Below are 26,176 nucleotides of genomic sequence, written 5' to 3'. Positions count from 1 at the left end.
TGCCGCTGGCAGGCGGTTTTTTTGGGTTTGAGTAGGAAGTGGTGACTTTTCACAGTGGTTTTCACCCAAGAACCTCTATTGGCGACCTTACGAAGTGTTTTTTCGGCATAAAGTCGCCAAGCCGCTTTATTGGAGAACTTACGAAGTGTTTTTCCACCATAAGTTCGCCAACCACCCAATTGATAACCTTGCGAGGTAGCTTTTGCAAAAGTGGCGGGGTTTATTTTTCAACTCTTCGGGAAAATGACGAGAGCTGGTGAATTTTAGGACTATTGTGCTATGATGGGTACTGGAGGGATTGTATGATTTACATAGGTGTGACAGGGTGGGGGGACCATGACAGTCTTTATGGGCCGGGGATACCTGCGAGGGAGAAATTGAGTGAATATGCAGGGCATTTTCCGACGGTTGAGGTAGATGCGTCTTTTTATGCCATCCAGCCTATTAAAAATGCCGAGCGTTGGGTTGAACAGGTTCCGGAAGATTTCCGGTTTGTTGTGAAGGCCTATCAGGGCATGACCGGACATCAGCGCGGCGGAAGCCCTTTTGCCACTGCGGAAGAGATGTTTACCGCCTTTAAGGAATCCCTCACACCCTATTTGGAGCAAAATAAGCTTGCAATGGTCCTGTTCCAGTTCCCGCCATGGTTCGATTGCAAAAAAGAAAATGTCGATTACGTGCGTTTTTGCAAAAAGGAAATGGATGCATTGCCATGCGCGATTGAATTCAGGCATCAGTCCTGGTATATGCCGGAACTCCGCGAGAAAACCCTCGCTTTTCTTACCGAAGAGGGCTGGATTCATACAGTCTGTGATGAGCCGCAGGCAGGCTCTGGATCGGTTCCGATTGTACTGGAAGCAACCCATCCAGAAAAGACGCTTGTCCGTTTTCACGGGAGGAACGTCCATGGCTGGCAAAAGAAAAACGCGAAGAATTGGCGCGAGGTGCGCTATTTATATAAGTACAACCGCCAGGAGCTCGGCGAATGGGCTCTCATGCTCAAAAAGCTGCAGCAACAAAGCAAAGACTTGTATGTTTTGTTTAATAATAATTCAGGCGGGGATGCCGCGGGGAATGCAAAGGAATTGATCGAGATTCTCGGAGTGGAATACGACAGCCTTGCCCCAAGGCAGCTTGACCTGTTTTAATAAATAGAGTCATCATTTAACTAATTCACGGCTGACACCTGGAAAATACACGGAAAACCACCGGCTGGTGCATGCTGACTGAGGAGAATTTTAGCAAAATGGAATGGATACTCATTGTTTTCATTGGGCTCGCTGCGAGCTCACTTGGTTCACTGATTGGGCTTGGCGGGGGAATCATCGTTGTCCCGGCCCTTCTTTACATCACAACTCTCGGCATTTTGCCGGATATTACCCCGCGTGAAATTGTCGGAACATCATTATTTACGATGATTTTTACCGGGATGTCGTCTACGATCGGGTACATCAAGCATAAAACGATTGATTATAAAAGCGGTTTGATTTTCCTGGCCGGAAGTGCACCCGGCGGAATTTTTGGCGCCTGGATGATTAAGAACCTGGATGCACATGCGTTTAATCTTTATTTCGGCTTATTCGTGTTGTTTGTTTCAGTCGTGATGGTGCTGAGGAACAAAATCAAGCCGATCCCTTACAATAAGGAATCCGGCTACACAAGAACATTCACCGACATGTCGGGACAGACTTTTGAATACGGCTATAATCCGGTTGTCGGAATCTTGATATCAGTCGCAATCGGCTTTATTTCCGGTCTCTTTGGCGTCGGTGGAGGGTCATTGATGGTACCTGCGATGATTCTGTTTTTCTATTTTCCTCCGCATGTCGCTGTGGCAACTTCGATGTTCATGATCTTCTTGTCATCCATCATCAGCTCAGTTGCCCACATTTCACTTGGAAACATTCATTGGATGTACGCACTCGCGCTCATACCCGGCGCGTGGATTGGCGCACAAGTTGGCGTCTACCTGAACAGCCGGCTGAAAAGTAAAACAATCGTCATGATTTTGCGCGCCATCCTCATTATCATCGGCATCCGCCTCATCTACGAAGGTCTCACGGGCTGAGGGTGGCAAAGCCGACCCAAACGTCAAACGCCCAACCAGAAAGAAAAGGAAGCGAACGGATGGAAACAATACATATTTATCATACAAACGATTTGCACAGCCATTTTGAACACTGGCCGAGGATTAGCCGCCTTCTCCGTGAGCGAGCTGAGGAGCATCGCAAAGCGGGGGAAGATGTGTTCCTTTTTGACATAGGCGACCATGTCGACCGCTGGCACCCATATACCGAGGGGACGATGGGGAAAGGAAACACACTCCTGCTGAACGAAGCGGGCTACACCGCTGTGACTATCGGCAATAATGAAGGCATAACCTTGCCGCATGATGGACTTGGCACATTATATAATGAAAGTGACTTTGATGTCCTCGCAGCCAATTTATATGAAAAAGACGGAACCCGCCCTGAATGGGCCCAGCCTTGCAAAATTTACAAAACAGAAGCGGGAACGAACATTGGCGTCCTTGGCCTAACTGCCCCTTTCTCGCTTTTTTACAAGCTGCTCGGCTGGAAACTAACCGATCCTGTTGAAGAGCTGAAAAGGCATTTGCCTGCCTTAAGAGAAAAAGCCGATATCATCGTCCTTCTTTCCCATCTAGGCATCTACGAGGATGAGCGGATTGCGCTTGAGTGCCCGGAGATTGATATTATCCTTGGCGGGCACACCCACCATATCCTCCCTGAAGGCAGGGAAATCAATAAAACCCTTCTGGCCGCTGCAGGTAAATATGGCCATTATGCCGGGCATGTGGCGATTAAAACTGAAAATGGCCGGATAAAACATAAAGAAGCCTTGCTCTATCCGATTGCGGAGTTATCCCGCGAGCCTTGGGAAGAAGCAGAAGCTGCATCTCTGTTCGAAAAAGGGAAGTCACTTTTGCAAAAAAAAGCAGCAGAAGTTGAGCTGCTTACGGCGGATTATTTCCAGAACTCCGACTTGCCGCAGCTGCTCTGCGAGGCGCTCCGCGAGTGGTGCGGGGCGGAATGCGCCTTTTTAAATGCGGGTTTAATACTTGGCCCGCTTGAAGGCACGGTCACGAAATTCGACCTTCTTTCAGTGTGTCCGCATCCAATCAATCCGTGTACAGTGACTCTGGAGGGGACAGAACTGCGCGAAATTCTGAGGATGACGGTCGATGAAAGCTTGCATCATCTCGCTATTATGGGAATGGGTTTCCGCGGAAAGGTGATGGGCAAGTTCGTCTATGACGGGATTGAGATCGTTGAAAACGAAAGGGATTTTCTAATAAACGGTGAAAAGATAGCCTCTGAAAGGAAGTATAAGGTGGCTATCCCGGACATGTATACGTTTGGCAAAATTTTTCCTGAAATCGTCCGTTCAAAAACGAAATTCTATTATATGCCTGAATTCCTCCGCGACGTCTTGGAATGGAAGCTCGCAAAAATGTAAAACGGAGAGCAGCTTAAAAAGGCCAAACTGAATTTTTGAAGGTCCAATTAAACACCCGACATTCGTCAGTAATTCACTCCCCGCTTTTTCCTGCATAGAGTAGTAGGGACAGGAGAGGAGGCGGGCAGATGATTCGGGTAACCCCGGTAGAAATAGAAGGAAATACATTTCTTGGCATCACAGTTGAGCTTCCAAAGACTACGCTGCTTGCGGTAACAGGAGGCAGCGGCTATATAATGTGCGGGGCCCTAGATATTGGCCTATTGAACCGGAAGCTGAAGGACAGAAAAATAATAGCAGGCAGGGCGGTTGGCGTCAGGACGATTGAACAGCTGCTTGAAGCGCCACTCGAATCCGTTACTCTAGAAGCTGAAAAATGCGGCATTCATCGAGGGATGGCAGGCAGGGACGCCCTGCTGAAAATGATATAACAATAAAAGACATTCAATCCCGGATGGATGAATGTCTTTTCTTTTGCAAAAAACAAATAATAAAATTGTTATTAATGGATAATAATGTAATAGGCAAAAAGGGTTGCCGCGACGCTTTTTCGATTAGAAATGAATGCAACATCACCTGTTTTTCCAAAAGATTCCTCCGTTGACGGGGAAATAAGTGCTTTAATCGAAGGGAGATAAAATATATATTAAAATAGTAAATTTATTATAACTTTTCCATTGACATGATAGGATTTAATCCCTATACTGATTTTATTGGATTCCAAGTAATCTGAAAAATGTAAAACTTTAGACATTAACTTATTTTGGTAATTTGGGGGTATTCGTTTATGGAAAATCGACCGCAGTGGGGGACCAGGGCAGGATTCGTTCTTGCAGCCATCGGTTCCGCAGTCGGCTTAGGGAATATTTGGAGGTTTCCTGCAGTCGCTTATGATAATGGAGGAGGAGCATTCTTTTTCCCGTATTTATTCGCACTTTTAACAGCTGGTATTCCGCTCCTTATCCTTGAATTCACACTCGGGCACAAATACAAAGGTTCATCACCGCTGACATTCGCTCGGCTAAACCGGAAGTTTGAATGGCTTGGCTGGTGGCAGGTAGCCATATCATTCGTCATTTCTACCTACTATCCGATTATCGTTGCATGGGCGTTATCTTATTCATGGTTTTCAGTCAACCTGTCATGGGGCAACGACCCTGGTAAGTTCTTAATGGTTGATTATTTGAAAAGGGCGCCTAACCCGGGAGAATTCATAGGCCTAGTGCCAGGGGTATTCATTCCGTTACTGATCGTCTGGGCAGTCACCCTTGGCGTCCTTTTCAAAGGCGTTAAAAAAGGGATTGAGGCTGCAAACAAATTCATGCTGCCAACCCTTATCGTCCTGTTCCTGATTATTGTTCTTCGGGCCATCACATTGGACGGTGCCGCTGTAGGCCTGGATGCGTTCTTCAAGCCTGATTGGAAAGAGATTGCAAATCCAAAGGTTTGGGTCGCGGCATACGGACAAATTTTCTTTAGTTTATCTGTTGGTTTTGCCATCATGCTTACTTATTCAAGCTATCTGCCCAAAAAGACAGACTTGACGAACAATGCGTTCATCACTGGTTTTGCGAATTCGGGTTTTGAATTGTTGGCAGGTATTGGCGTATTCGCCGTCCTTGGCTTCATGGCCCAACAGCAAGGTGTACCTGTTTCAGAAGTCGTAGACTCAGGAATCGGGCTCGCATTCGTTGTGTTCCCGCAAATCATTAACGAGTTCCCGGCATTCCCAGAGTTTTTCGGTTTCCTGTTCTTCTTCTGTCTCGTCCTGGCAGGGCTGACATCGCTGATTTCAATCGTTGAAACGTATGTTGCCGGTGTCCAGGAAAAGTTTAACGTTTCACGGACAAAGGCTGTTGCGATTGGCGGGGGGGCATCTTTTCTAGTATCCGTTTTGTATGCTACAAACGGGGGCCTCTACCTGCTGGATTCCGTTGATAATTTCATTAACCATTTCGGAATCGTGATTGCTGGCCTTGCTGAGGTTGTTCTAGTCGCCTGGGTTGCAAAAGAACTATCCACGCTTCAGTCACATGCAAATGCAATTTCTGATATTAGAATTGGAGGCTGGTGGAAGGTTGCGCTTGGCGTTATTACGCCACTTGTCCTCGGTTATATGACTGTCCAGAACTTCATCACGAACTTGAAAGATAACTACGGGGATTACCCAACCTCCTTCCTCCTCTTTGCTGGGTGGGGTGTTGCGATTGCCGTAGTCGTTGTTGGCTTTGTGTTTATGTCACTCAAATGGGGAAAGAACAAGCTGGAAGTTCCTGACACAAGGGAGGTTTCCTAAATGTCAACAAGTGCATTAACAATGATGGTGGTCGGAATGGTCATTATTTGGGGAGGACTTGTAGCGAGCATCACGAATGCGGTTATTAAATCGAAAAAATAACTTTACATCATAAGGCCATTCCGTGAATCGGAATGGCCTTCACATTGTACGAGCTACTTTTTGGCTTTTTTGTCCATTCGCTCCCATTTTCTCAGGTGTGGATACGGGTCAAATGACCACTCGGTATACCCATTATCTTTATACATACCATAATGAAGGTGCGGCGGAAATTTGCCGGAAGTTCCGGGCGGACCGTAGCCCGAGCTGCCGACTCCGCCAATCAGCTTACCTGGCTCAACAATATCGCCTACTTTTATATCTTTGGCAAACCCGCTCAAGTGCGCATAGTAATGATAATTATTATTTAGGTCCCTGATTCCGATGCGCCAGCCGCCAAATCGGTTCCAGCCCTTCATTTCAATGATGCCGTAACTCGTTGCGCGAACAGGGACTCCATAACCGGCAAAGATATCGGTTCCTTCGTGCATGCGACGGCCGCCCCATCCGCGTGCGTCACCCCATGTATTTTTATAGCTATGGTTACTTCGGTATGGGACCGGAAAAGCATTGCCTTCAAGGTCGATCCGGCCAAATTCATTGAAGATATTCGCAAAACCCATTATGATGCCGACCGCTTTATCACGGTGATAATATTCCCATAGAGCAATCCGGATGTTTTCATTATCAGTGCCGAACTGAAGGACATGATTGGCAAAAGCCTGCAGGACATCTTCATCCTCAAATCTGCTCGCTTTTCCATTTCCATTCCCGTCCACTCCAACTCCTTCGAAATAGGCAATCGTTCCAGGATTCGCATCATCGGGATTTGGGTTGGCTGCACCAGCCCATGCTTCAGGGGTATAGAAAATGGAGATCGCCCCCTCGGGGTCGGGCAAATCTTTTCGGGCAAGCCTGACATTTCGCTCATACTGGTCCACTCCGGCAAGATAGTACCATGGAATGCCTGTTTCAGCGTCTGCCTTCTGATAGAGCTGCATCCTTTTGCCGAAAAGATCAGACTTTTCTTTAGCCTTTGAATCAGTCTTTCCGGCAGTCCAGTCTGTTTCATCAATAGTATGTCCAAGCCGCGGAGCAGACGGTTCGCTCGTTAACCCAGGTTCATCGACACGGGCAAATACGCCGCCAGCGACTGCCAGCGAGATAAATAGTATAAGCAGGACCCTCACAGGGCGCCCTCCTTTCGAACTGAAATTGGCTGTGTTCATTATGCTTTAGTTTGCCGCCCGTCTCATTCCTTCATAAGAAGAAATGATTGCCAATCAACGGAGTATTCCCTTGAAGGGGAAATTGGAGTATGGTACAGTTTCAAAGAGAAGTAAATGTTTACATAATCAATTGGAGTTGATCATATGACAGTTGAAAACAGGCCGCAAAGAAAGCCAGAATGGTTAAAAATAAAACTGAATACAAATGAAAACTACACCGGTCTGAAAAAAATGATGCGCAATAAAAACCTGCATACTGTATGTGAAGAAGCCCGCTGCCCGAATATCCATGAATGCTGGGCGGTAAGAAGAACGGCAACTTTCATGATCCTCGGAGACACCTGTACAAGAGCCTGCCGCTTCTGTGCTGTTAAAACTGGTCTCCCAACCGAATTGGATTTGCAGGAGCCGGAGCGCGTCGCGGATTCTGTTTTCCAAATGAACCTGAAGCACGCCGTCATCACCGCTGTCGCCCGCGATGATTTGCGTGACGGAGGCGCAGCCGTTTTTGCCGAAACTGTCAGGGCTGTAAGGCGGAAAAGTCCATTTACAACCGTTGAAGTCCTGCCATCCGATATGGGTGGGGTGGAAGAGAACCTTCGTACGTTGATGAATGCCCGGCCCGATATCCTTAACCACAACATAGAAACCGTCAGAAGATTGACGCCAAGAGTCCGCGCAAGGGCAACCTACGACCGTTCCCTTGAATTCCTGCGCCGGGCAAAAGAAATGCAGCCTGACATTCCAACAAAATCCAGCCTGATGATTGGCCTCGGCGAAACATGGGAGGAAATTATCGAAGTCATGGACGACCTTCGCGCGAACAACGTCGAAATTATGACCATTGGCCAATATCTCCAGCCGACAAAAAAGCATCTCAAAGTCGTAAAATATTACACACCGGAAGAATTTAACGAACTAAGGCTAATTGCCATGTCAAAAGGCTTCAGCCACTGTGAATCCGGCCCGCTCGTCCGTTCCTCTTATCATGCCGACGAGCAAGTAAACGCAGCGGCACGGGCAAGAACCGCCGCTTTGGAAGCCGCCGGAGAATAATAGCGTAACGTTCATGCGTCTAAAAGCAAGAGGGCATCCGTTTTTTATAATGGATGCCCTTTTTCAATCGCTTACCGCCCGCTTTCCATACCGCCTTTAGAACCCTTCCCCGGCCTAAAACCCTGCGGCGACTTTCTCATCTCCCGAATAACAGCATCAATCGTTTCCGTCGCATTCTCATTCTGCGTATTTAGACTCGACAACGTCTCCACATCTCGGATCAGCATTTTATTATCGGAAACATAAACATGGTAAAAACTCGGCACGACCGATATCGCCGTCTTCCTAACCTGATCCGCCGTCAGCTCCCGGTTGTCTGTGTCCGATTCATATGCAACAAGCACCTCATCATCCGTCACCAGCACCGCCGCATCATTTACATTCGGAAGATCCGTACTCAACCTGCCGATATCCCTGGCAAGTTTTTTTCGGTCCATGACTGGTGGGTGCCTTCTCGCTGATCGATCCCCCATAATTGGACTCTTCTGATGACGGAAAAAACCAAATTGCTGCGACTTGTCCGCCCGCTTCTGCCCTTTCTCGCCTCCATAAACCTCTGATCGGCGGTTATCCGGGTGCAGGTGGCTAACACCGCCATAATTGTCTCCCGCAGTATCACCTCCTGCACAGCCCGCAAGCAGAAACCCACACAATATATAGGCCCATAATCGCATTTGCATGGAAAACACCTCCTATCAGGAGTATTGCCAACCCGAATGTTTTTTCTCTTAGTAATTGACTGGGAATCGGTTATAATGGAAAGAGAGATTTGCCGGCAAATGAGGTGATAACAATGATTGTGGTCAACAACACGGCTTATGAAGTAATAGAGGATTACCGGGACGGCTTTAACGAAGAAGCATTCAAAGAAAGGTTCAGCGAAATCCTCGGAAGGTACGATTACATTGTCGGCGACTGGGGATACGGACAGCTTCGCTTAAAAGGATTCTTCGACGACCAGAACCAGAAAGCCACCTTTGATACGAAAATCAGCACACTGACCGAATACTTGTATGAATTCTGCAACTTCGGCTGTGCTTACTTTGTCGTAAAGAAAGTGAAAAAGTAAATGACTTTTGCCAAAAGAAGGGGCAGCCACAACCGGCTGCCCCTTCGTCTATGCTCGCGTGAATTCCTGCCTGAAGCCGGCCAAATCTCCGTGAGTGCTAAATTACCTCCTCCAAGAACGAGCGCAGTTCCGCCGCGTCCTCATCGGAAAGCTTGAATGCAAACTCAAGATAACCATCCTCTTTCAGGTCATCCTCACCGATAATCGCAAACCGGCTGCCTTGCATATCCAGCACAAGCGTCTTGCCATAATGGCGTCCAGTCTGCACAAGCGCCAAATCAAAACGATTATGCTCCCCAACAAAACTGACAAACCTCGTCTTTGACTCCTCTGTATCATCATACAAGAAAAAACGTTCTCCCATCATCGTACTCCTTCTAATCAATTTATAATTAAACAAAAGTGCTTTGAATAAAGTGCCAGGCACTAATTTCATTATCCTACTACCCCATCTTACCAAAACATTGCCCTGTTAGCATTTCTCTAAGTTTTGCAAAAATCATTTGTGTAAAACACGAATATTGGTAAATTGTGTTACAATACTATTACAGGCTAACCGGAGAGGAATGAAATGAATGATCCGACAGTATGTGATAAAAGCCGCACAACTCATGCAATGGGGCAAGATTGTGCTTCCCCTGTCATCAATTAAATTTTTCCCTCCACAATTTATCCTGAGGAATCCGGTTACCCAAGGAGTCAGGTTTGCTTTCAATGAAGGCTATGAGGCAGCGGTCATCGTCTTTAACCTGAAAAATAGTAAGGAACTCGCTGATTTTCTCGGGCCAATCCAGTTTTTAAAGTTCATGGACAGGTTTAAGAAAATGTTTAGGCAGTCAATTGAAGGGGCCGTCGACGCCGGGGACATCATTACTCTCCATGATTATTATGGGGACGGCTTGTCGCTCTTTATCCGTGCTGGTCAAAGTCGGAGCGGCCTATCAGCTATAGACAGCATCATGAGGATTGTTGCCGGACAAGCCCGAAGGAGTCTTCACTCAGAGTTTCCGGACGTTCAGATGATCTTAGAGACAGGATATATGTTTGTTGAAAAGAAGTCATACTCCATCCATGAAGCCGTCTTAAAAGCCCATCAGCAGGCTGTTGCCATGGCGGAAAGAAGGGTTGAGTCCGAATTCAATGAATTAGTATTCATTATGAGCAAAATCATCTCCCAAAGGGAAATCTTCCTGCTTGCCCAGCCAATCATAGATGTGGCGACTAAGGAAATCCGTGCCTGGGAACTGCTGACGCGCGGACCGGCCGGCACGATGCTCGAAAACCCGCTAACGCTGTTTTCGGTTGCAAGGCAGACAGGAAAGCTTTATGAACTGGAAATGGTTGTACTCGAGAAAGCACTTGAGCAAATTAAAACAAGCGAGTGCACGCAGGATATCTTTATTAATTTCACTCCACTGACACTTGGGAATGCAAAGTTCGTCCGCGATCTTAAGAAACTCATGGACAAATATAAGAATATTTCACCGAAACAAATAACATTTGAAATAACAGAGCGTGATTCAATCGAGGAAATGAGGGACTTTATATACAACATTAAAGTCCTGCGCCTGATGGGAATCAAAATCGCGGTCGATGATACCGGATCAGGCTACGCAAGCCTGAATACAATCAGCGAAGTCATGCCTGACATTATTAAAATCGACCGTTCACTTATTCAGAACATCGATAAAAATACCGTGAAAGAATCGATGTTAAAGGGCCTTCTGCTCGTCGCGAAGGAAGCGGGTTCGCTCGTCGTCGCGGAAGGCATTGAGAATGCGGAAGAGGCGTCCGTCCTAACCAGGAACAAAGTCGACCTCGCGCAAGGGTATTTCTACGCAAAGCCAGCCATACTGGCTAAAAAAATCGCTACATAGGACGTGGCTCTTTTCAGCCGGCCACCACCAGAAATTTAAAAATGCTGCATAGGGAAGTGTTTGTATGTATTTTGTCGACCGTAATCTGATGGAACAAAAGCTCCGCTACATTGAACAGCAGACAGGGCTGTTCAAAAGCCGCGAACAATGGGAGTCGCCACTTGAGAAAGCCGCACTGGAGCGGGTGGCACACATGCTGACGGAAGCTGTTCTCGATGTGGGCAATGCGATGATTGACGGCTTCATCATGCGCGATCCGGGAAGTTACGAGGACATCATCGACATTCTCCTTGATGAAAAAGTCATCGACCGCAAAACGGGGGAAGACCTTAAAATCCTTGTTTCCCACCGTAAGCAGCTCGTCCAGGATTATACGGAAATCGACCACGCCCGGCTTTACGATGATTTAACCGCCATCCTTGCCGGCATCTCCGAGTTTCCTGAGTTGGTCAGGACATACCTGACGAACGAGCTTGGCCCCGTATCGGCTTTTAAACCGCACTGAAATCTGGCCGCATCCGCGGCTTTTTCTTTTGCGGGAAAGGGGGGCTTAACTGTTGCGGGAGTGGGAATTTTACTATCGAGGAGAAATTTTTGAAAAGACCAGGAGTGATTTCGCGATGAAACAGTATAAAGGATATTTAATCGATCTTGACGGTACGATGTATAAGGGCTCCGAGCGGATCGAGGCCGCCTCGGATTTTGTGAACAGGCTTAAGTCGAAGGGGATTCCTTATTTATTTGTCACCAACAATTCCACGCGACGCCCTGAACAGGTAGCCGAAAAACTGCGCAGCTTTGACATATCCGCTGACAGTTCGCAGGTTTTTACGACGAGCCAGGCAACAGCGAGCTATATTGCCGAGCAGAAAGCTGGCGCGAAAGTTTATATGATCGGCGAGGAGGGGCTGGCCCATGCCTTGAAAGAACAACGGCTCGTGCCCGCCGGGAAGGACGCTGACTATGTCGTGGTCGGGCTGGACAGGGATGTGACGTACGAAAAGCTTGCTGTCGCATGCCTCGCTGTCCGTAATGGCGCGATTTTCTTGTCGACCAACGGCGATATTGCCATCCCAACCGAGCGGGGGCTTATGCCGGGCAACGGTTCAATTACTTCGGTCATCGCCGTTTCAACCCAGGTAAACCCGATGTTCATCGGTAAGCCTGAGGCGATCATCATGGAGCAGGCGCTCGAAGTGCTCGGCACCGCAAAGGAAGAGACACTCATGGTCGGCGACTATTATGATACTGATATCCTCGCTGGCATGAACGCAGGTCTAGATACATTGCTCGTCCATACAGGCGTCACGACCCACGCAATGATGGATGCTTATGAGAAAAAACCGACCTATGCCATTGATTCGCTGGATGAATGGGAAGTATAAGTCGTTTTTGCCAAAAATGACAAAGATAAAAAACCCCCAAGCTGCCCGAATAAATGCTCTTACTCGGGCACTCTTGGGGGTTCTTTAATAAGCAAGACTAAACAAAGTGCCAAGATTATTATAAACCGAGCACAAATGAAAATCCCTACTCGACATTTTCCGCTCGATGGGCCAGGCGGCTCGATGCCGCAGCAGCGACGGCGCCGACAATATCATCAAGGAATGTATGGACTTCCCCGGTTGATTTATCATTCAGGCGCGTGAGAATCCCCGGTTTTTGCTTATCGATGTAGCCGTAGTTTGTAAACCCGATCGAACCATACACATTGACGATCGAAAAAGCCAGCACTTCGTCCACGCCATACAAGCTTTCGTCGGTTTTGATAATCGATTGAAGCGGTTCCTCGAGCATCCCTTTTTCGGCAAGCATATCCAGCTGAATACCGGTAATGATTGCATTCTGCACCTCGCGCTTTGAAAGAACGCGTTCCACATTCTCAATGCAATCCTCAATTTTCAGATCTTCGTGGTATTTTTGCTGCAAATAGTAAACGAGGTCGGCAATATCCTGCACCTCAACGCCCCGCTCCTTCAGCCATCTGCGGGCAGTTTGTTCGGTTAAACTGATTTTTTTCTCAGACATATAGTTGTCACCTTTCCCGGAATATTCACTATTTATATACCCTATTTCTTTAAATTATGCCTGAACTTCATAAAAGGAACAAATCTTGGGGCTGTCTATGTAAGGAAAACTGCTATTTTTAAGCCACAAGGCCTTCCCGCACAAAGTAATCTACACAATTTATCCTGTCCTTATCCTTTGCTACTTCACCCAATTCATCCGGGCATTTTTGCAAAATGGCTCCGTCATTCTCAATGCCGGCAACAAGTTTTCGAACCGCAATCATATACTTCAATAGGAACTGTATGAAAGCAGGTGGTTTTATGCTTGGCGAAATCCTTGAAAAAGTATATGGAATTAAAAGTGGAGAATATTTGAGGCTGGAATCGTTCGATGCTGTCAGAGGGAATGGGTTTTATTACCTCATTGCAAACCCCGGCGGAAAGGATGAAGAAGAGGCTGCAGAGCTCCAAAAAATTGCCGCCCATTTAAGTGCCTACGGTGACCGGAATGTCCCTGCTGTCCTTCCGACCCAAAGCGGCAGCATCATTGGCCAGTGGGAGGCCCAGAAAGTATGCCTGTTGGCATGCCGGACACCGGAGCTCCAAGGAAATCTGAAGCTTGGGCGAAAGCTTGCGAAATTTCATGAACGCGGGAAAATGGTTCCGTTCAAGGTCGAAAAAGCAGCACGGATCGGCCAATGGAAAAGTCTCTGGGAGGCAAGGCTTGACCAGATGGAAAAGGTTTGGTCCGAGCGGATTTTCCAGCCGCCCGCGGATGAATTTGAACGGTTGTTTGTTGAATCCTTTCCGTACTACGCCGGCCTTGCGGAAAACGCAATTCAGTACCTCGTCGATACTGAGATTGATGCGGAGCCGGAAGCGACAGACAACGGGACAGTCTGCCATGAGCGGTTTACTGACCAGGCCTGGGGCAGGCAGTATATTATTAAGAACCCGATGGACTGGGTTTTCGACCACCGGAGCAGGGACTTGGCAGATTGGGTGCGTTACAAATATTTTAGGAACAGGGGCACCTATGGTCCCGAAATCGCCCGCTTTTTCAGTGAATATGGCCAAATCACCAGGCTGTCCCCGTTTTCGTGGCGCCTTCTCTATGCGCGGCTCCTCTTTCCGCTCCATTACCTCGAAACAGTTGAGTCCTATTACAGCACCACACGGGAATCCGAGCAGAAAATGCTTGAAGACAGGCTTGTCGACATGCTTAAACAAACCGGTGACTTCGAAACTTTCGTCGCCCGCTTTTTTGCATTGGCTGGTTCGCCGCTGCAGACAGCTCTCCCGAAGCCCGAGTGGCTCACCCGTTAAGGGTTTTTTGCAAAAACGGCCTTCGTGAAAATTCAAGCGTCAATCGTGAATGCCTCTAAGCTCGTCATAATTGTGATACTATACAGTTATGACGGGTTTTATTATTTCAGGAGGGAAAAATGTGAAGCCATACATATTTATTACAAGAAAGCTGCCCGAAGAAGCGATTGAAGTTTTGAAAGAAAAATATGAGGTTGCCATGTGGGACAAGGAAGACATTCCTGTATCGAAGGAGAGGCTGCTGGAAGAGGCAAGGAGAGCGGATGCGCTGCTGACAATGCTTTCCGATCCGATTGATGAAACCATTTTAAATGCGGGCCGCAGCCTGAAGGTCGTTGCTAATCTGGCTGTCGGCTACGATAATATCGATGTAGCCGCTGCCAGCAAAAAAGGAGTCGCGGTCTGCAATACGCCGGATGTTTTGACCGATACAACCGCTGACCTTACGTTCGCGCTTATGATGGCGGCAGCGAGAAGGCTAGTTGAGGCAGCTGAATTGATCAAGGAAGACAAATGGAAGAGCTGGAGCCCGCTTCTTTTGGCCGGCCAGGATATCCATCACAAGACAATCGGGATTGTCGGCATGGGCAAAATCGGTGAGACCGTTGCAAAACGCGCGACTGGGTTCGACATGAACATCCTTTACCACAATCGGTCCCGCAAGATGGAAGTCGAAGAGGCAATCGGTGCCCAATATGTATCATTCGATGAGCTTGTGGCGGAATCAGACTTTATTATTTGTCTGACGCCGCTGACGAACGAGACGGAAGGCCTGTTCACACGGGACGTTTTCAGGAAAATGAAGAAGACGGCGATCTTTGTCAATGCCTCGCGCGGCCCTGTGGTCGATGAACAAGCTTTGTACGATGCGCTTGCAGAAGGGGATATAGCCGGCGCCGGCTTGGATGTTTTCGACAAGGAACCAATCAGTGCGAGCCATCCGCTCCTGAAGCTGAACAATGTTACAGCCATTCCGCATATCGGCAGTTCGAGTGTTGAAACAAGAATGGCCATGATGGAGCTATGCGCAGAGAATATCGACCTTGTTTTATCAGGCCAGGCACCTAAGACACTCGTGAATAAAGATTGGAAGAAGTCATAGCAAGCAGGAGCTTGGACGTGTACCAAATAAAAAAGCGATTGCCTGAAAAAGGCAATCGCTTTACTATCCACTATTAAAATACCTGTTCTACTTCTATAACGCCAGGGACTTCTTCAAGAAGCGCGCGCTCAATTCCGGCTTTCAGAGTGATTGTCGAGCTAGGGCAGGTGCCGCACGCACCGAGCAGGCGGAGTTTTACAATGCCATCTTCAATATCGACTAATTCACAATCGCCGCCATCTCGGAGAAGAAACGGGCGTAATTTATCTAATACTTCCTGAACCTGTACCATCATTTCTTGTTCTGTCATGAAAATCGACTCCTTTCATACTTTCTATTATAATCTGAGAGTGGATAAAAATCCATTCTTCAAGACAGGAAATCTCTAGTTAAAAGTATATTTTGTTATTATTATTCGAAATGTTGTACTATTTGGATAAGGGGTGAGTGGGATGCTTCAAAAGAAGGTGGAAATCATTGTTTATGGGGCGGAACAGCTTTGTCCAAGCTGCGTCAATCTTCCGTCGTCTAAAGAAACGTATGGATGGCTCGAAGCGGCAGTCAGCCGAAAATTTCCTAATCAGCCATTTGATATCACGTATGTCGACATTTACAACCCTCCGGCTGAAGAAACGAAGCGTGATTTTGCCGAAAGGGTCATTGAAGAGGACATGTTTTATCCAGTTGTATTGATTGGAGACAAAGTCGTTGGAGAAGGGAATCCGCGCCTGAAAACCATTTTTGCAGAATTGGAAAGCCAGGGATACCGGGCCGAATAGAATTGATTTAGTTGAAAAAACAGGTGATTCATTGGCTGCTTGCCGTCTGAATCGCCTGTTTTCTTTATTTATCGATTATTTGGCTTGAGTTCATATTTTTACGTTAATTCTTTGACAGAACTCGCAAATATCTTTTCGGTTGGTATGAGTACACGCTTGCTTTTGAACTCACAGCCCTTAATTTTTGTGAATAAAAGATTCATCGCTTCTTCGCCCAGCCTTTTGAATGGAATTTCAATCCTCGTTAGTTGAGGGGAAAGAAAGGTCGTGAAACTCGAATTGCTATAGCCTACAAGTGAAATCTCCCCGGGAATTTCAATCCCATGTTCAGCCGCAAACTTATACGCTCCGAGTACTTTTAAGTCGTCTGTAGCAAAAAGTGCAGTCGGCTTTTGACCGCCATCGAAAATTTGTTTCAAAGCACTATAAGCGCTCTCAATTGTATAGCCGCCATCAATTATCCGTTTGGTTGCCGGCATTATATTATGATCACGAAGGCAATTTTGAAAGCCGCTCAGCCGATCGACAGAGACGTGATAATAAATAGGGGAGTGAAGACAGGCAATATCGGTATGCCCTTTGTCAATTAACAGCTTGCATAGATCATAACTGTCTTGATAATTGTCCGTATCCACAGAAAAGATGTTTTGATAATCTCCCTCTACCTTGCCAATAACGACGATGGGGACATTATATTGATCAAGCTCCTTGAAAAATTGTTCATTGGCCGGGGAGCTGAGCATGAGAATTCCTTTGACCATTTTTTCATTAATTTTTTTTATACACTTCTCTAGTTCATCCCTGCTGTTTTTTGATGTTTGCAGAATGACATCAAAATTTTCGTCTTCCGCCCTCTGGGACACAAGATGCAGGGCTTCTGAAAAGAAGGGATTATCAGCCGTTGTTTTGGCTGCCCTGGAAAGGACCATGATCGCATCGAAGCCAGCAGAAAGCCCTCTGGCAAGCTTGCTAGGCTGATAATTTAGCTCTTCGATCGCCTTTAACACTCTTGCACGGGCTGTTTCCGAAATGTTGCTTTGATTGTTTAAAACTCTTGATACGGTTGACTTAGAGACATTCGCCAGACGGGCAATGTCATATATCGTGTAATTCATGGATTTCTCCTCCAATGAAAAAGATCAGCTGCCTTGCTATAGAAAGCTTTTCGTGTGGGAGGGCCAATCCTTTGCTTTATTATAGGATGTAAATTTTAAAATTACCAATTAAATTTGAAAATAAAAGCAAATCGCCTCTTTCTTGACAGAAAGGGTTTTCTATACTATTCTACTGTTGTGGGAGCGGTACCAATCAATTGAAATATCAGATTATTTTTTTGAAATCATTTGGGAGCGGTACCAGCTATTAACATATGTTATTTTTACGGCTTAGAGCGGTCTATTTTATTTGAAGGAGGCTAGATTCCCGAAATAAATAAAGGTAAGCCAGTCTTTTCATGAGAATCAAAAATTCGATTTAATAATCAATATTTTCAGGAGGGAAAAGAATGAGACTTAAACACTTTGTTTTGGCTTTAGCGCTCGCTGTAAGCGCTTTATTGGCAGGCTGTAATGCAGGAAGTTCTGGGAATTCTAGTAAAGATGGCGGAAAGCTTACAATTGAATTCATGCATTCCTCTGTTGAACAAGAGCGGCTTGCGGTGATTACGAAATTAGTTAAAAAATTTGAAAATGAAAATCCAACTATTAAAGTAAAGCAAGTACCTGTTGAAGAAGACTCTTACAACACTAAGATTGTTACACTAGCTAATTCAGGGAAGTTGCCAGCTGTGGTCGAGGTTGGAGCTGATTATGCAAAAGTGATGAATAAAGATCAGCTAATCGATTTGGAGTCTGTTGGCCGTGTTCTTGAGAAGGCGGGGAAAGATGACTTTTATGAAGGTGCCTTAAGACTGCTAAATACGGAGGATGGGAACAGCTATACAGGTGTTCCGGTAAGCGGCTGGGTTCAAGGTATTTGGTATAACAAAGAAGCTTTGAGCAGTAAGGGCTTTGATGAACCAGAAAGTTGGGATGAAGTTCTGACAATTGCCGAAGCTTTCACAGACAAAGCAAACAAGAAATTCGGAATTGCTCTTCCGACTGTAGAAGGCGGATTCTCTGAGCAGTCTTTCTCACAATTTGCTTTATCGAATAATGCAAACGTGTTTGACGGAAAGGGAGAAGTTGCATTCAATTCCAAAGAGATGGAAGAGGCGTTAGAGTACTATAAAAAACTTTCGGCTTACACGATGCCTGGTTCAAATGATACAACGGAAGTAAAAGATGCATTCATGAACGGAACCGCACCAATGGCCATCTACTCCACCTATATTCTTCCGTCAGTCTATGCGGAAGGCCTATCGGACAAGATTGGTTACGCCATTCCAACTGAAAAAACAAAAGCTGTGTATGGTACAGTTTCAGCCTTGACAATTACTTCCGGACTTGAAGAAGAGGAGAAAGAAGCAGCAGAAAAATTCACAGCATTTATGGCAGAACCTGAAAATATGACTAGCTGGGTCCTCATGTCACCGGGTGGAGCGCAGCCTGTAAATAAAAAGGTGACTGATAACTCTGATTATCGAAACAACGAAGTCATTAAAGCATTCGGCGACCTATCAACCGAAATTGCGGCATCATTTGAAGATATCCAAGTATTTGGCCTTGTGGATGGCAAAAACTACTTGAAGATGGGGAATGTGACGAGCTCCGGAGCAATCCCTACATTAGTCAATGCTATTACTGTAGGAAATAAGGATGTAAAAACTCAGTTGAAACAAGCGGATAAAGCAATAAAGGATGCAACAGATAAATAAGGATCACCCCCTTCCCAATCACGAGGAAAGGGCAACCATAACCGCAGTGTGAAGGGTCCTGAATCTATTGGAAGTGGCATGGGGATACCTAGATCGTCAGGTATTCCTATCCACTTCTTTTTCAAAAATGTCAAAAGAAGTTTTAAGGAGGCCCTATGAAGTCTATAAAGCGAGAAAAAACAGATTTAAAACTGGCGATGCTCCTGCTCTTTCCAAGCGTATTTTTAGTTTTGCTCTTAGTAGCGTACCCAATGCTTTATAACATCCAAATATCTTTTTTTGATCAGCCGATCAACCCTCGACTGGACAGTATCTTTGTTGGATTGAAAAATTATACTGATACGCTGACCGACCCAGAGTTTTTCAAATCGCTCGGTCTGACTGTCCTATATACACTTCTGACTGTTTTGGGGAGTACTGCAGTAGGGCTTGGGGTGGCTATCTTTTTTAACAGGCCCTTCAGATTTCGGAAAACTGCACGATCACTCGTCATTCTTTCCTATGTAACCCCATCTATTTCATTGGTTTTTGCCTGGAAATACATGTTCAACAACAGTTACGGAGTGATTAATTATCTTGGGACAGATGTATTCCATCTATTTAAAGATGCTCCACTCTGGTTTGATAACCCTGTAAGCAGTTTTGCTCTGGTTGTTATTTTTGCAATATGGCGGTATTTCCCATATGCGTTTATCTCATTCTTGGCAATCCTGCAGACCATTGATAATACTCTTTATGAAGCGGCGGAAATTGACGGGGCGAACGCCTGGAATAAATTCAAGATTGTCACGCTGCCAGCTATTGCGCCAGTAATGATCACCGTACTGACACTCCGTTCGATATGGATGTTCTATATGTTTACGGATGTGTATCTGCTAACAAGCAAGGTGGATATTCTAGGAATCTACCTGTATAAGACGGCCTTTGCCTTTAATGACCTAGGGAAAGCCGCATCTATATCGGTCATCCTTTTCATCATTCTATTTATTGCAATCATCCTTTCACGAAAGCGGGTGAACCCGAATGGCAATGGCTAACACGAGGAGAAAAAAGATCGGGAAGAAAATTGCTTTTTATGTCTCTCTGATTGCTTTATTGTTTGTAAGTTTATTCCCGTTTTTTATCATGCTCATGACTTCCTTTAAAACATCAAAGGAAGCGGTGGCAACGAACCCGACAATGCTGCCGAAGGAGTGGACTTTCCAACACTATGTCGATATTTTCAATCCGGATATTTTTCCATATCTGACCTATTTTAAAAACAGCTTGACAGTAGCCTTGACAGCTGCTTCGCTAGCTGTCTTGATAGGAATCTTTGGCGCCTATGCTTTATCAAAACTGAAATTCATAGGCAGGGTTACAATCAATGCCAGCTTTTACACAGTTTATATGTTTTCAGGTATTCTGCTTGTTGTCCCTTTGTTCAAAATTATTTCCGGTTTGGGGCTATATGATACGAGGACATCCCTGATCATTACGATGATCGTCCAAACTCTGCCAACGGCAATTTTCATGCTGAAAAGCTATTTTGATACAATTCCAGAAGACCTTGAGGAAGCAGCCATGATTGATGGGCTGAATAGAATCCAGATTATTTTCTATATTATTATTCCACTTGCAATTTCGGGGATTGTTTCGGTATTTGTTTATTCGTTTATGGTTGCATGGAATGATTATTTGTTTGCATCCATCTTCCTGTCAGATTCAGAGAATTTCACGTTGCCAATCGGACTGAATTCATTGTTTAGCACTCCGGATTATATATGGGGCAGAATGATGGCTGCTTCACTCGTAACCGCCATTCCAGTTGTGTTCATGTACTCTATTTCGGAACATTTTATAAAGGGTGGAGCAACCGATGGCGGAGTGAAAGGTTAATAAAAGTGAGAGAAGGTTCAACATGAAAAAATTGATAGCAACTAAGCCAAGATTAGCTGAATTAGTGGATTATGAAGACGTACCAGTCAAGCCTAATGAAGTGAAAATTAAAGTGGACTTTGCCTCCCCAAAGCATGGCACAGAGGTGGTTGACTTTAGAGGCCATTCACCATTCTTTGAGGAAGAATTCAATGAAGAATGGCGGATGTTCATGCCCCGCGAAAAAGGTGCCACTCCAGGAATCGTTTTTGGCGAATTTCCATTAGGCAATATGGTTGTTGGAAAAATAATTGAACTAGGCAATGAAGTAACAGATTACCAATTAGGAGACACGGTTTGCACATACGGCCCAATCATGGAAACGGTCACTGTAAACGGGGTTGATAATTATAAGCTTAGGAAAATGCCGGAAGGAGCAAAATGGCAAAATGCTGTTTGCTATGACCCGGCACAGTTTGCGATGAGCGGAGTGCGCGATGCCCATGTCAGGGCAGGGGACTATGTCGTAGTCGTTGGGCTAGGCGCAATTGGCCAGATTGCAGTACAGCTGGCAAAGAAAGCTGGAGCGAGCATGGTGATAGGGATCGATCCTATCGAACGCCGCAGGGAAATTGCATTAAAGCATGGCGCCGACTATTGCTTCGATCCAATTTCTGTCGACCCAGGATATGAAGTGAAAAAGCTTACGAACAAATTAGGTGCTGATTCCATTATTGAAACGAGTGGAAATGATTCTGCCCTGCAGGGTGCTCTAAAAGGGATCGCTTATGGAGGCATAATTTCGTATGTCGCATTCGCAAAACCATTCGTTAACTTGAACTTTGGGCGGGAAGCGCACTTCAACAATGCGAAAATAGTGTTTTCCCGTGCATCAAGTGAACCGAATCCTGATTACCCAAGGTGGAATCGGAAGCGGATTGAAGATACGTGCTGGGAGCTGCTCATGAACGGTTATTTAAACTGTGAGGATTTAATTTATCCGATTGTGCCTTTCGAGTTCAGTCCTGGTGCGTATATGAAGTATGTGGACCAGGAGCCGGAATTGAGCATTAAAATGGGGATTACGTTCTAGTAGTGATTGTTCCGGAGTCCATACTGGGCTCCGGTGAAGTCACAACTAATAAGCAGTGATTCCAAGGAGGAATTCAAGTGAAACTAGGCACGCAAAATCAGGCTTTTTTCCCTGAAGGTATAAAAGAGAAGTTTCTCTATTTAAAAGAAGCTGGTATCGACGCATTTGAAATAGATGGAAAACTGTTAGTTGAGCGTCTGGATGAAGTGAAGGAAGCGATGGCTGAAACAGGAATTGAAGTTCCAACAGTTTGTGGAGGTTACACTGGCTGGATTGGCGATTTTATTGAGGAACGACGCTTGAACGGCCTTGAAGAAATAAAGGAGATTCTATATGCCCTAAAGGAAATTGGCGGCAAAGGAATTGTTGTCCCAGCTGCCTGGGGGATGTTTACGTACAGGCTTCCTCCTATGGTTTCTCCGCGCAGCAGTGCAGGGGACAGGAAAGCAGTTAGCGAGTCTCTTCAGTATTTAGATATGATTGCCAAAGAAACCGGAACGATGGTGTTGCTTGAACCGCTGAACCGTTATCAGGATCATATGATCAACACTGTTTCTGATGCGAGAACGTATATAGAAGAGTATAACTTGCAAAATTGTAAAGTAGCAGCAGACTTTTATCATATGAATATCGAAGAAGATGGAATATCTCAGACCTTGCATCTTCACAAGGATATTATTGGCCATATCCATGTTGCGGATAACCACCGGTACCAGCCTGGCAGTGGATCAATTGATTTTGGGAAGCATTTCAATCAGTTGAGGAAGGATGGTTATAAAGGTTATATCATGTTTGAAGGGCGGTTGCGTGGCGAACATCCTGAAACGGCATTTTTAGAAGGAATGAACCATTTAAAAAGATCGTTAAGCTGAAAGGGGCGTCACGATGAGAAAGTTGAAAGTGGCCATTATTGGTCCCGGACAAATTGCTGAAAAGGTGCATGCTGCCTATTATGCCACCCGGAATGATGTGGAGCTCGTTGCGGCCGTTCATCATAATAACATTGACAAAGCTAGGGAATTTGCCAAAAGAAACGGAATACCACGATATTACACGAATGCAGATGAAATGTACGAAATAGAGAAGCCCGATATAGTGAGTGTTTGTACACCCAATAAATTACACTATGGCAATGTCATGCAGGCACTGAAGGCAGGTTGTCATGTATTGTGTGAAAAACCGCCTGCTTTAACTTCCGAGGAAGCGAAGGAAATGCTTGAATACTCCCGCTCAAAGAATTTAATATTAGCCTACAATTTTCACAACAGGTTTGCGGACGATGTTGGGATGATCAAGGAACAGGTTCAGCAAGGCGCGCTAGGCGAAATTTATGCTGTAAAGGTAAAAGCACTGCGTAGAAGCGGAGTACCGGGGTGGGGGAGTTTTACAAACAAGGACCTTCAAGGAGGCGGTCCTTTAATTGACTTGGGAAGCCATATGCTTGATGCCGCATTTTATGTCATGGGCTTTCCGAAAGTAAAAAAAGTTACTGCGAAAATGTTTCGGAAAATAGGCAATAAGAAATCAGAAGGAACTCTCGGTAAATGGGACCCTTCCAAATACGAAGTTGAAGATTCGTTCTTCGGGTTCATTGAACTTGAGGAAGGCGGTTTAATCCAAGTCGAAAGCTCCTTTGCCCTTAATATTAAAGAAACATCGATTATGAACGTGGAGTTCTTGGGGGATGAAGCAGGAGCAAGCTTGTTCCCAGCTCAAATCTATACGGATAGGAAAGGTGAATTGACCTATTTACTGAATCGTGGAACCGCTGACCCTAACCGCCATCAAAAAAGTATCAAAGCATTCGTTGACAGATGCCTCGGAAAACCAGTTATGATAGCCGATGCAGAACAAGGATATAAAATTCAGGAATTAATCGGGGCTCTATACGAGTCGGCTGAAAAAGGTGATAGTGTTTTATTATGAAAAAAGTTCACGAGATTAATGAAGAAAAATTCAAAATAAATAGTTTGAACAAATATGCGAGTTTAATGGCACTAGGCAATGGTTACATGGGGACCCGTTCAGCTCTTGAAGAAGACTATCCACAGCAAGTCCGGGGAATGTACGTATCCGGCATTTATAATAAAGCTTATCCTGAAGATTCTTCAGACATTGTTAACCTTCCGGATGTGTTCGGTGTGGATATGATCATCGATGGTGAACCATTTAGTCTTCTTTCCGGTGAGATTCTTTCCTATAACAGAACGCTTCATATGCAAACCGGAGAAATGACCAGGGAAGTGAAATGGAAAAACAGGCGAGGGAAGAGCTTCCTTTTTAAGTTTCAGCGTTTTGTTTCAAAGGCAAACCTTCATCTGTTAGCCTCGAAAATAACAGTTACTCCATTGGCTGATTCCGCGGATATTCAAATTGAAACGGGGATCAATGGCCAACAGACGAATTTCGGGAAGCAGCATCTAGTAGAAGAGAATGTAAGAGTTTATGATGAAAAAGTAATGTTTGCAACCTACAGAACGTCTGAATCGGGGCATAAAATAGCCATTGCTGCGTGTTGCGATTTTCCGGAAAGTTTTACTACCGTTTTTCTTTCAAAAAACCGGAAACTGACTGCAAAATCACAAGGTGTCCTTTATGCAAATGAATCAGCAATCATTGAAAAAACCGGCAGCGTTTATACCTCTCTTGACAAGGAGAGTGCCGGCCAAAAGATAGAAAATTTAGCCGTAAAGCTTGCGAAGGAAGCCGCAGGAAGAGGTTACCACGATTTGCTGGCCAGCTCCGGGGACCAATGGGAAGATTTTTGGAAGAAAAAAAGGGTGGAAGTTAACTCGTTAAACCATTTTGACCAAACTGCTTTGGATTTTGCCCTTTACCACATGGAAATTATGACCCCCGGCCACGATGAACGATTCAGTGTTGGGGCAAAAGGTCTTACAGGTGAAGGATACAAAGGGCATGTGTTCTGGGATACAGAAATCTTTATCAAGCCATTTCATCTTCTGACTGAACCAGAAAAAGCAAAGAAATTATTACAATATCGATACGATCGTATTGAACAGGCCAAGGAAAAGGCGCGGATGAATGGCTACGATGGAGCGCTCTTCCCATGGGAAAGTGCTTTTTCAGGAAAAGAAGAAACGCCTGAATTTGCGGCCATCAACATTCGTACGGGCCTCCGGCAAAGAGTTGCTTCAGCCGCGGCGGAACATCATATTGTTGCTGATATAGCGTTTGCAGTAGTTCACTATTATCTTGCGACAGGCGATGAAGCTTTCATGAGAAAAGAAGGCTTGGCCCTATTAAGGGAAACCAGCTTGTTTTGGATTAGCAGAACTACAGAGGAGAATGGTCGCCTGTCTATAAAAGATGTAATTGGCCCTGATGAATATACGGAGCATATCGACAATAATGCCTACACCAATTATCTTGCATATTTCAATGTCCAACAGGCCATTTATTATATGGAACAGTTTCAAATGCTTGAGCCGGCCTTTGAGGAAAAAGTAAAGAAATTTTTGAAACACTTATACCTACCGCTGCCGAATGACGATAAAATCATTCCGCAGGATGACACCTTCCTACATAAGCCGGATATTGATTTGTCCAAATATAAAGAAGTACAGGGGAGCCAGGCCATTTTACTGGACTATTCCCGAAGTGAAGTAAACGAGTTGCAAGTGCTGAAGCAGGCAGACGTTGTCATGCTATTTTATCTTCTTCCTGACTTATTTTCTGAGGAAGTTATCAGAGAAAATTTACATTACTATGAAGAACGGACTATTCATGACTCCTCTTTGAGTAAAGCCATTCATTCCATTGTCGCGGCGAGAATTGGGATTCTGAAGGATGCCTATCGCTTTTTCAGTGAAGCATGCCTGATTGATCTCGGCTCTAATCCGCATTCTTCTGACGAAGGAATTCATGCTGCCTCCCTGGGATCTTTATGGATGAGCGCCATATTCGGCTTTGCTAATGTTAAAATAGACCAGGATGGCTTAGCGATCGATCCGAAATTGCCTAAGGAATGGAAAGAACTAAGCTTCCCGTTAGCTTTTAGAGGAAGAATATTAAGGGTCAAAATGACTCAAGGGAATATCGAAATCAACAAGCTGTCCGGCCAGCCAATGCCGATTCTCGTGCGTGGTCAAAAATACAAGCTATCATCTGAATTGGCAATCAATTATTAAA

28 protein-coding genes are annotated in these 26,176 nt (G+C 45.3%); 21 read left to right on the top strand and 7 right to left on the bottom strand.

Annotated elements, in window-relative coordinates:
* Window positions 1-302: 302 nt before the first annotated feature.
* The 6 genes from D1B31_RS03450 (at window position 303) to D1B31_RS03425 (ending at window position 5,875) form a co-directional block, all read left to right on the top strand.
* Complete coding sequence (locus D1B31_RS03450; RefSeq protein WP_118919356.1) at window positions 303-1,148, top strand: DUF72 domain-containing protein; 846 nt, start codon at window positions 303-305, stop codon at window positions 1,146-1,148.
* A gap of 98 nt (window positions 1,149-1,246) precedes the next feature.
* Complete coding sequence (locus D1B31_RS03445; protein ID WP_118919355.1) at window positions 1,247-2,068, top strand: sulfite exporter TauE/SafE family protein; 822 nt, start codon at window positions 1,247-1,249, stop codon at window positions 2,066-2,068.
* Between the two features lie 59 nt (window positions 2,069-2,127).
* Window positions 2,128-3,477, top strand: coding sequence for a bifunctional metallophosphatase/5'-nucleotidase (locus tag D1B31_RS03440; RefSeq protein ID WP_118919354.1), 1,350 nt, complete (start codon window positions 2,128-2,130; stop codon window positions 3,475-3,477).
* A gap of 128 nt (window positions 3,478-3,605) precedes the next feature.
* Complete coding sequence (locus D1B31_RS03435) at window positions 3,606-3,908, top strand: YunC family protein (RefSeq protein WP_118919353.1); 303 nt, start codon at window positions 3,606-3,608, stop codon at window positions 3,906-3,908.
* A gap of 356 nt (window positions 3,909-4,264) precedes the next feature.
* A complete protein-coding gene (locus D1B31_RS03430) occupies window positions 4,265-5,773 on the top strand; it encodes a sodium-dependent transporter (RefSeq protein ID WP_118919352.1) in 1,509 nt (502 codons plus the stop codon).
* Complete coding sequence (locus D1B31_RS03425) at window positions 5,774-5,875, top strand: methionine/alanine import family NSS transporter small subunit (protein ID WP_118919351.1); 102 nt, start codon at window positions 5,774-5,776, stop codon at window positions 5,873-5,875.
* A 53-nt stretch (window positions 5,876-5,928) separates the two neighbouring features.
* Here the strand turns inward: D1B31_RS03425 and D1B31_RS03420 are convergent, their stop codons facing one another.
* Window positions 5,929-6,888 carry a M23 family metallopeptidase gene (locus D1B31_RS03420; protein ID WP_240035162.1) on the bottom strand — a complete coding sequence of 320 codons (960 nt, stop codon included), beginning with the start codon at window positions 6,886-6,888 and terminating at the stop codon, window positions 5,929-5,931.
* A 297-nt stretch (window positions 6,889-7,185) separates the two neighbouring features.
* Between D1B31_RS03420 and lipA the strand changes: the two genes are divergently transcribed.
* A complete protein-coding gene (lipA, locus tag D1B31_RS03415) occupies window positions 7,186-8,097 on the top strand; it encodes a lipoyl synthase (protein ID WP_118919349.1) in 912 nt (303 codons plus the stop codon).
* A 71-nt stretch (window positions 8,098-8,168) separates the two neighbouring features.
* Here the strand turns inward: lipA and D1B31_RS03410 are convergent, their stop codons facing one another.
* Entirely contained in the window at window positions 8,169-8,777 is a 609-nt protein-coding gene (locus D1B31_RS03410) for a YhcN/YlaJ family sporulation lipoprotein (RefSeq protein ID WP_118919348.1), read from the bottom strand.
* A 113-nt stretch (window positions 8,778-8,890) separates the two neighbouring features.
* Between D1B31_RS03410 and D1B31_RS03405 the strand changes: the two genes are divergently transcribed.
* Complete coding sequence (locus tag D1B31_RS03405; protein ID WP_118919347.1) at window positions 8,891-9,166, top strand: YutD family protein; 276 nt, start codon at window positions 8,891-8,893, stop codon at window positions 9,164-9,166.
* 97 nt (window positions 9,167-9,263) lie between these two features.
* Here D1B31_RS03405 and D1B31_RS03400 read toward each other — a convergent pair whose 3' ends face one another.
* On the bottom strand, window positions 9,264-9,530 hold the full coding sequence (locus D1B31_RS03400; protein WP_118919346.1) for a DUF3055 domain-containing protein: 267 nt from the start codon (window positions 9,528-9,530) through the stop codon (window positions 9,264-9,266).
* 211 nt (window positions 9,531-9,741) lie between these two features.
* On the opposite strand from D1B31_RS03400, the gene D1B31_RS03395 reads away from it, so the two are divergent.
* The 3 genes from D1B31_RS03395 to D1B31_RS03385 all read left to right on the top strand — a co-directional run bounded on the left by D1B31_RS03395 (window position 9,742) and on the right by D1B31_RS03385 (window position 12,428).
* Entirely contained in the window at window positions 9,742-11,043 is a 1,302-nt protein-coding gene (locus D1B31_RS03395) for an EAL domain-containing protein (RefSeq protein WP_118919345.1), read from the top strand.
* 64 nt (window positions 11,044-11,107) lie between these two features.
* A complete protein-coding gene (locus D1B31_RS03390; protein WP_118919344.1) occupies window positions 11,108-11,548 on the top strand; it encodes a DUF86 domain-containing protein in 441 nt (146 codons plus the stop codon).
* A gap of 115 nt (window positions 11,549-11,663) precedes the next feature.
* Entirely contained in the window at window positions 11,664-12,428 is a 765-nt protein-coding gene (locus D1B31_RS03385; RefSeq protein WP_118919569.1) for a TIGR01457 family HAD-type hydrolase, read from the top strand.
* Between the two features lie 145 nt (window positions 12,429-12,573).
* On the opposite strand, the gene D1B31_RS03380 is transcribed toward D1B31_RS03385, so the two are convergent.
* Window positions 12,574-13,071: a phosphatidylglycerophosphatase A family protein gene (locus tag D1B31_RS03380; RefSeq protein ID WP_118919343.1), complete on the bottom strand. Its 498-nt coding sequence runs from the start codon at window positions 13,069-13,071 to the stop codon at window positions 12,574-12,576.
* 118 nt (window positions 13,072-13,189) lie between these two features.
* Window positions 13,190-13,345 (bottom strand): hypothetical protein, encoded by a 156-nt coding sequence (locus D1B31_RS24035; RefSeq protein WP_158587426.1) that lies wholly within the window; start codon window positions 13,343-13,345, stop codon window positions 13,190-13,192.
* Between the two features lie 28 nt (window positions 13,346-13,373).
* On the opposite strand from D1B31_RS24035, the gene yutH reads away from it, so the two are divergent.
* Together yutH and D1B31_RS03370 are read left to right on the top strand one after the other, a co-directional pair.
* Entirely contained in the window at window positions 13,374-14,378 is a 1,005-nt protein-coding gene (yutH, locus tag D1B31_RS03375) for a spore coat putative kinase YutH (protein ID WP_118919342.1), read from the top strand.
* A gap of 121 nt (window positions 14,379-14,499) precedes the next feature.
* The gene (locus D1B31_RS03370) at window positions 14,500-15,480 is read left to right on the top strand and encodes a 2-hydroxyacid dehydrogenase (RefSeq protein WP_118919341.1); all 981 of its coding nucleotides are present in this window, start codon (window positions 14,500-14,502) and stop codon (window positions 15,478-15,480) included.
* A gap of 73 nt (window positions 15,481-15,553) precedes the next feature.
* Here D1B31_RS03370 and D1B31_RS03365 read toward each other — a convergent pair whose 3' ends face one another.
* A complete protein-coding gene (locus D1B31_RS03365; RefSeq protein ID WP_118919340.1) occupies window positions 15,554-15,790 on the bottom strand; it encodes a NifU family protein in 237 nt (78 codons plus the stop codon).
* 142 nt (window positions 15,791-15,932) lie between these two features.
* Here D1B31_RS03365 and D1B31_RS03360 point away from each other — a divergent pair, with 142 nt between their 5' ends.
* Window positions 15,933-16,259 (top strand): YuzD family protein, encoded by a 327-nt coding sequence (locus D1B31_RS03360; protein ID WP_118919339.1) that lies wholly within the window; start codon window positions 15,933-15,935, stop codon window positions 16,257-16,259.
* A 98-nt stretch (window positions 16,260-16,357) separates the two neighbouring features.
* On the opposite strand, the gene D1B31_RS03355 is transcribed toward D1B31_RS03360, so the two are convergent.
* Window positions 16,358-17,374 (bottom strand): LacI family DNA-binding transcriptional regulator, encoded by a 1,017-nt coding sequence (locus tag D1B31_RS03355; protein WP_118919338.1) that lies wholly within the window; start codon window positions 17,372-17,374, stop codon window positions 16,358-16,360.
* Between the two features lie 389 nt (window positions 17,375-17,763).
* Between D1B31_RS03355 and D1B31_RS03350 the strand changes: the two genes are divergently transcribed.
* The 7 genes from D1B31_RS03350 (at window position 17,764) to D1B31_RS03320 (ending at window position 26,175) form a co-directional block, all read left to right on the top strand.
* Window positions 17,764-19,074 carry an ABC transporter substrate-binding protein gene (locus D1B31_RS03350; RefSeq protein ID WP_118919337.1) on the top strand — a complete coding sequence of 437 codons (1,311 nt, stop codon included), beginning with the start codon at window positions 17,764-17,766 and terminating at the stop codon, window positions 19,072-19,074.
* Between the two features lie 155 nt (window positions 19,075-19,229).
* Window positions 19,230-20,111, top strand: coding sequence for a carbohydrate ABC transporter permease (locus D1B31_RS03345; RefSeq protein WP_118919336.1), 882 nt, complete (start codon window positions 19,230-19,232; stop codon window positions 20,109-20,111).
* Window positions 20,104-20,952, top strand: a complete 849-nt coding sequence (locus D1B31_RS03340) for a carbohydrate ABC transporter permease (protein ID WP_420846060.1) — start codon at window positions 20,104-20,106, stop codon at window positions 20,950-20,952. Before D1B31_RS03345 ends, D1B31_RS03340 begins: the two co-directional genes overlap by 8 nt.
* A 22-nt stretch (window positions 20,953-20,974) precedes the next feature.
* Window positions 20,975-22,024, top strand: coding sequence for a zinc-dependent alcohol dehydrogenase (locus tag D1B31_RS03335; protein ID WP_118919334.1), 1,050 nt, complete (start codon window positions 20,975-20,977; stop codon window positions 22,022-22,024).
* A 77-nt stretch (window positions 22,025-22,101) separates the two neighbouring features.
* A complete protein-coding gene (locus D1B31_RS03330; protein ID WP_118919333.1) occupies window positions 22,102-22,896 on the top strand; it encodes a sugar phosphate isomerase/epimerase family protein in 795 nt (264 codons plus the stop codon).
* 13 nt (window positions 22,897-22,909) lie between these two features.
* Entirely contained in the window at window positions 22,910-23,950 is a 1,041-nt protein-coding gene (locus tag D1B31_RS03325) for a Gfo/Idh/MocA family protein (RefSeq protein ID WP_118919332.1), read from the top strand.
* On the top strand, window positions 23,947-26,175 hold the full coding sequence (locus tag D1B31_RS03320) for a glycoside hydrolase family 65 protein (protein ID WP_118919331.1): 2,229 nt from the start codon (window positions 23,947-23,949) through the stop codon (window positions 26,173-26,175). The genes D1B31_RS03325 and D1B31_RS03320 overlap by 4 nt, the downstream gene beginning before the upstream one ends.
* Window position 26,176 lies beyond the last annotated feature (1 nt).

The organism is Neobacillus notoginsengisoli (assembly GCF_003515685.1).
GTDB classification, from domain to species: domain Bacteria; phylum Bacillota; class Bacilli; order Bacillales; family Cytobacillaceae; genus Bacillus_D; species Bacillus_D notoginsengisoli.
This window is presented reverse-complemented; position numbering and strand designations above follow the sequence as displayed.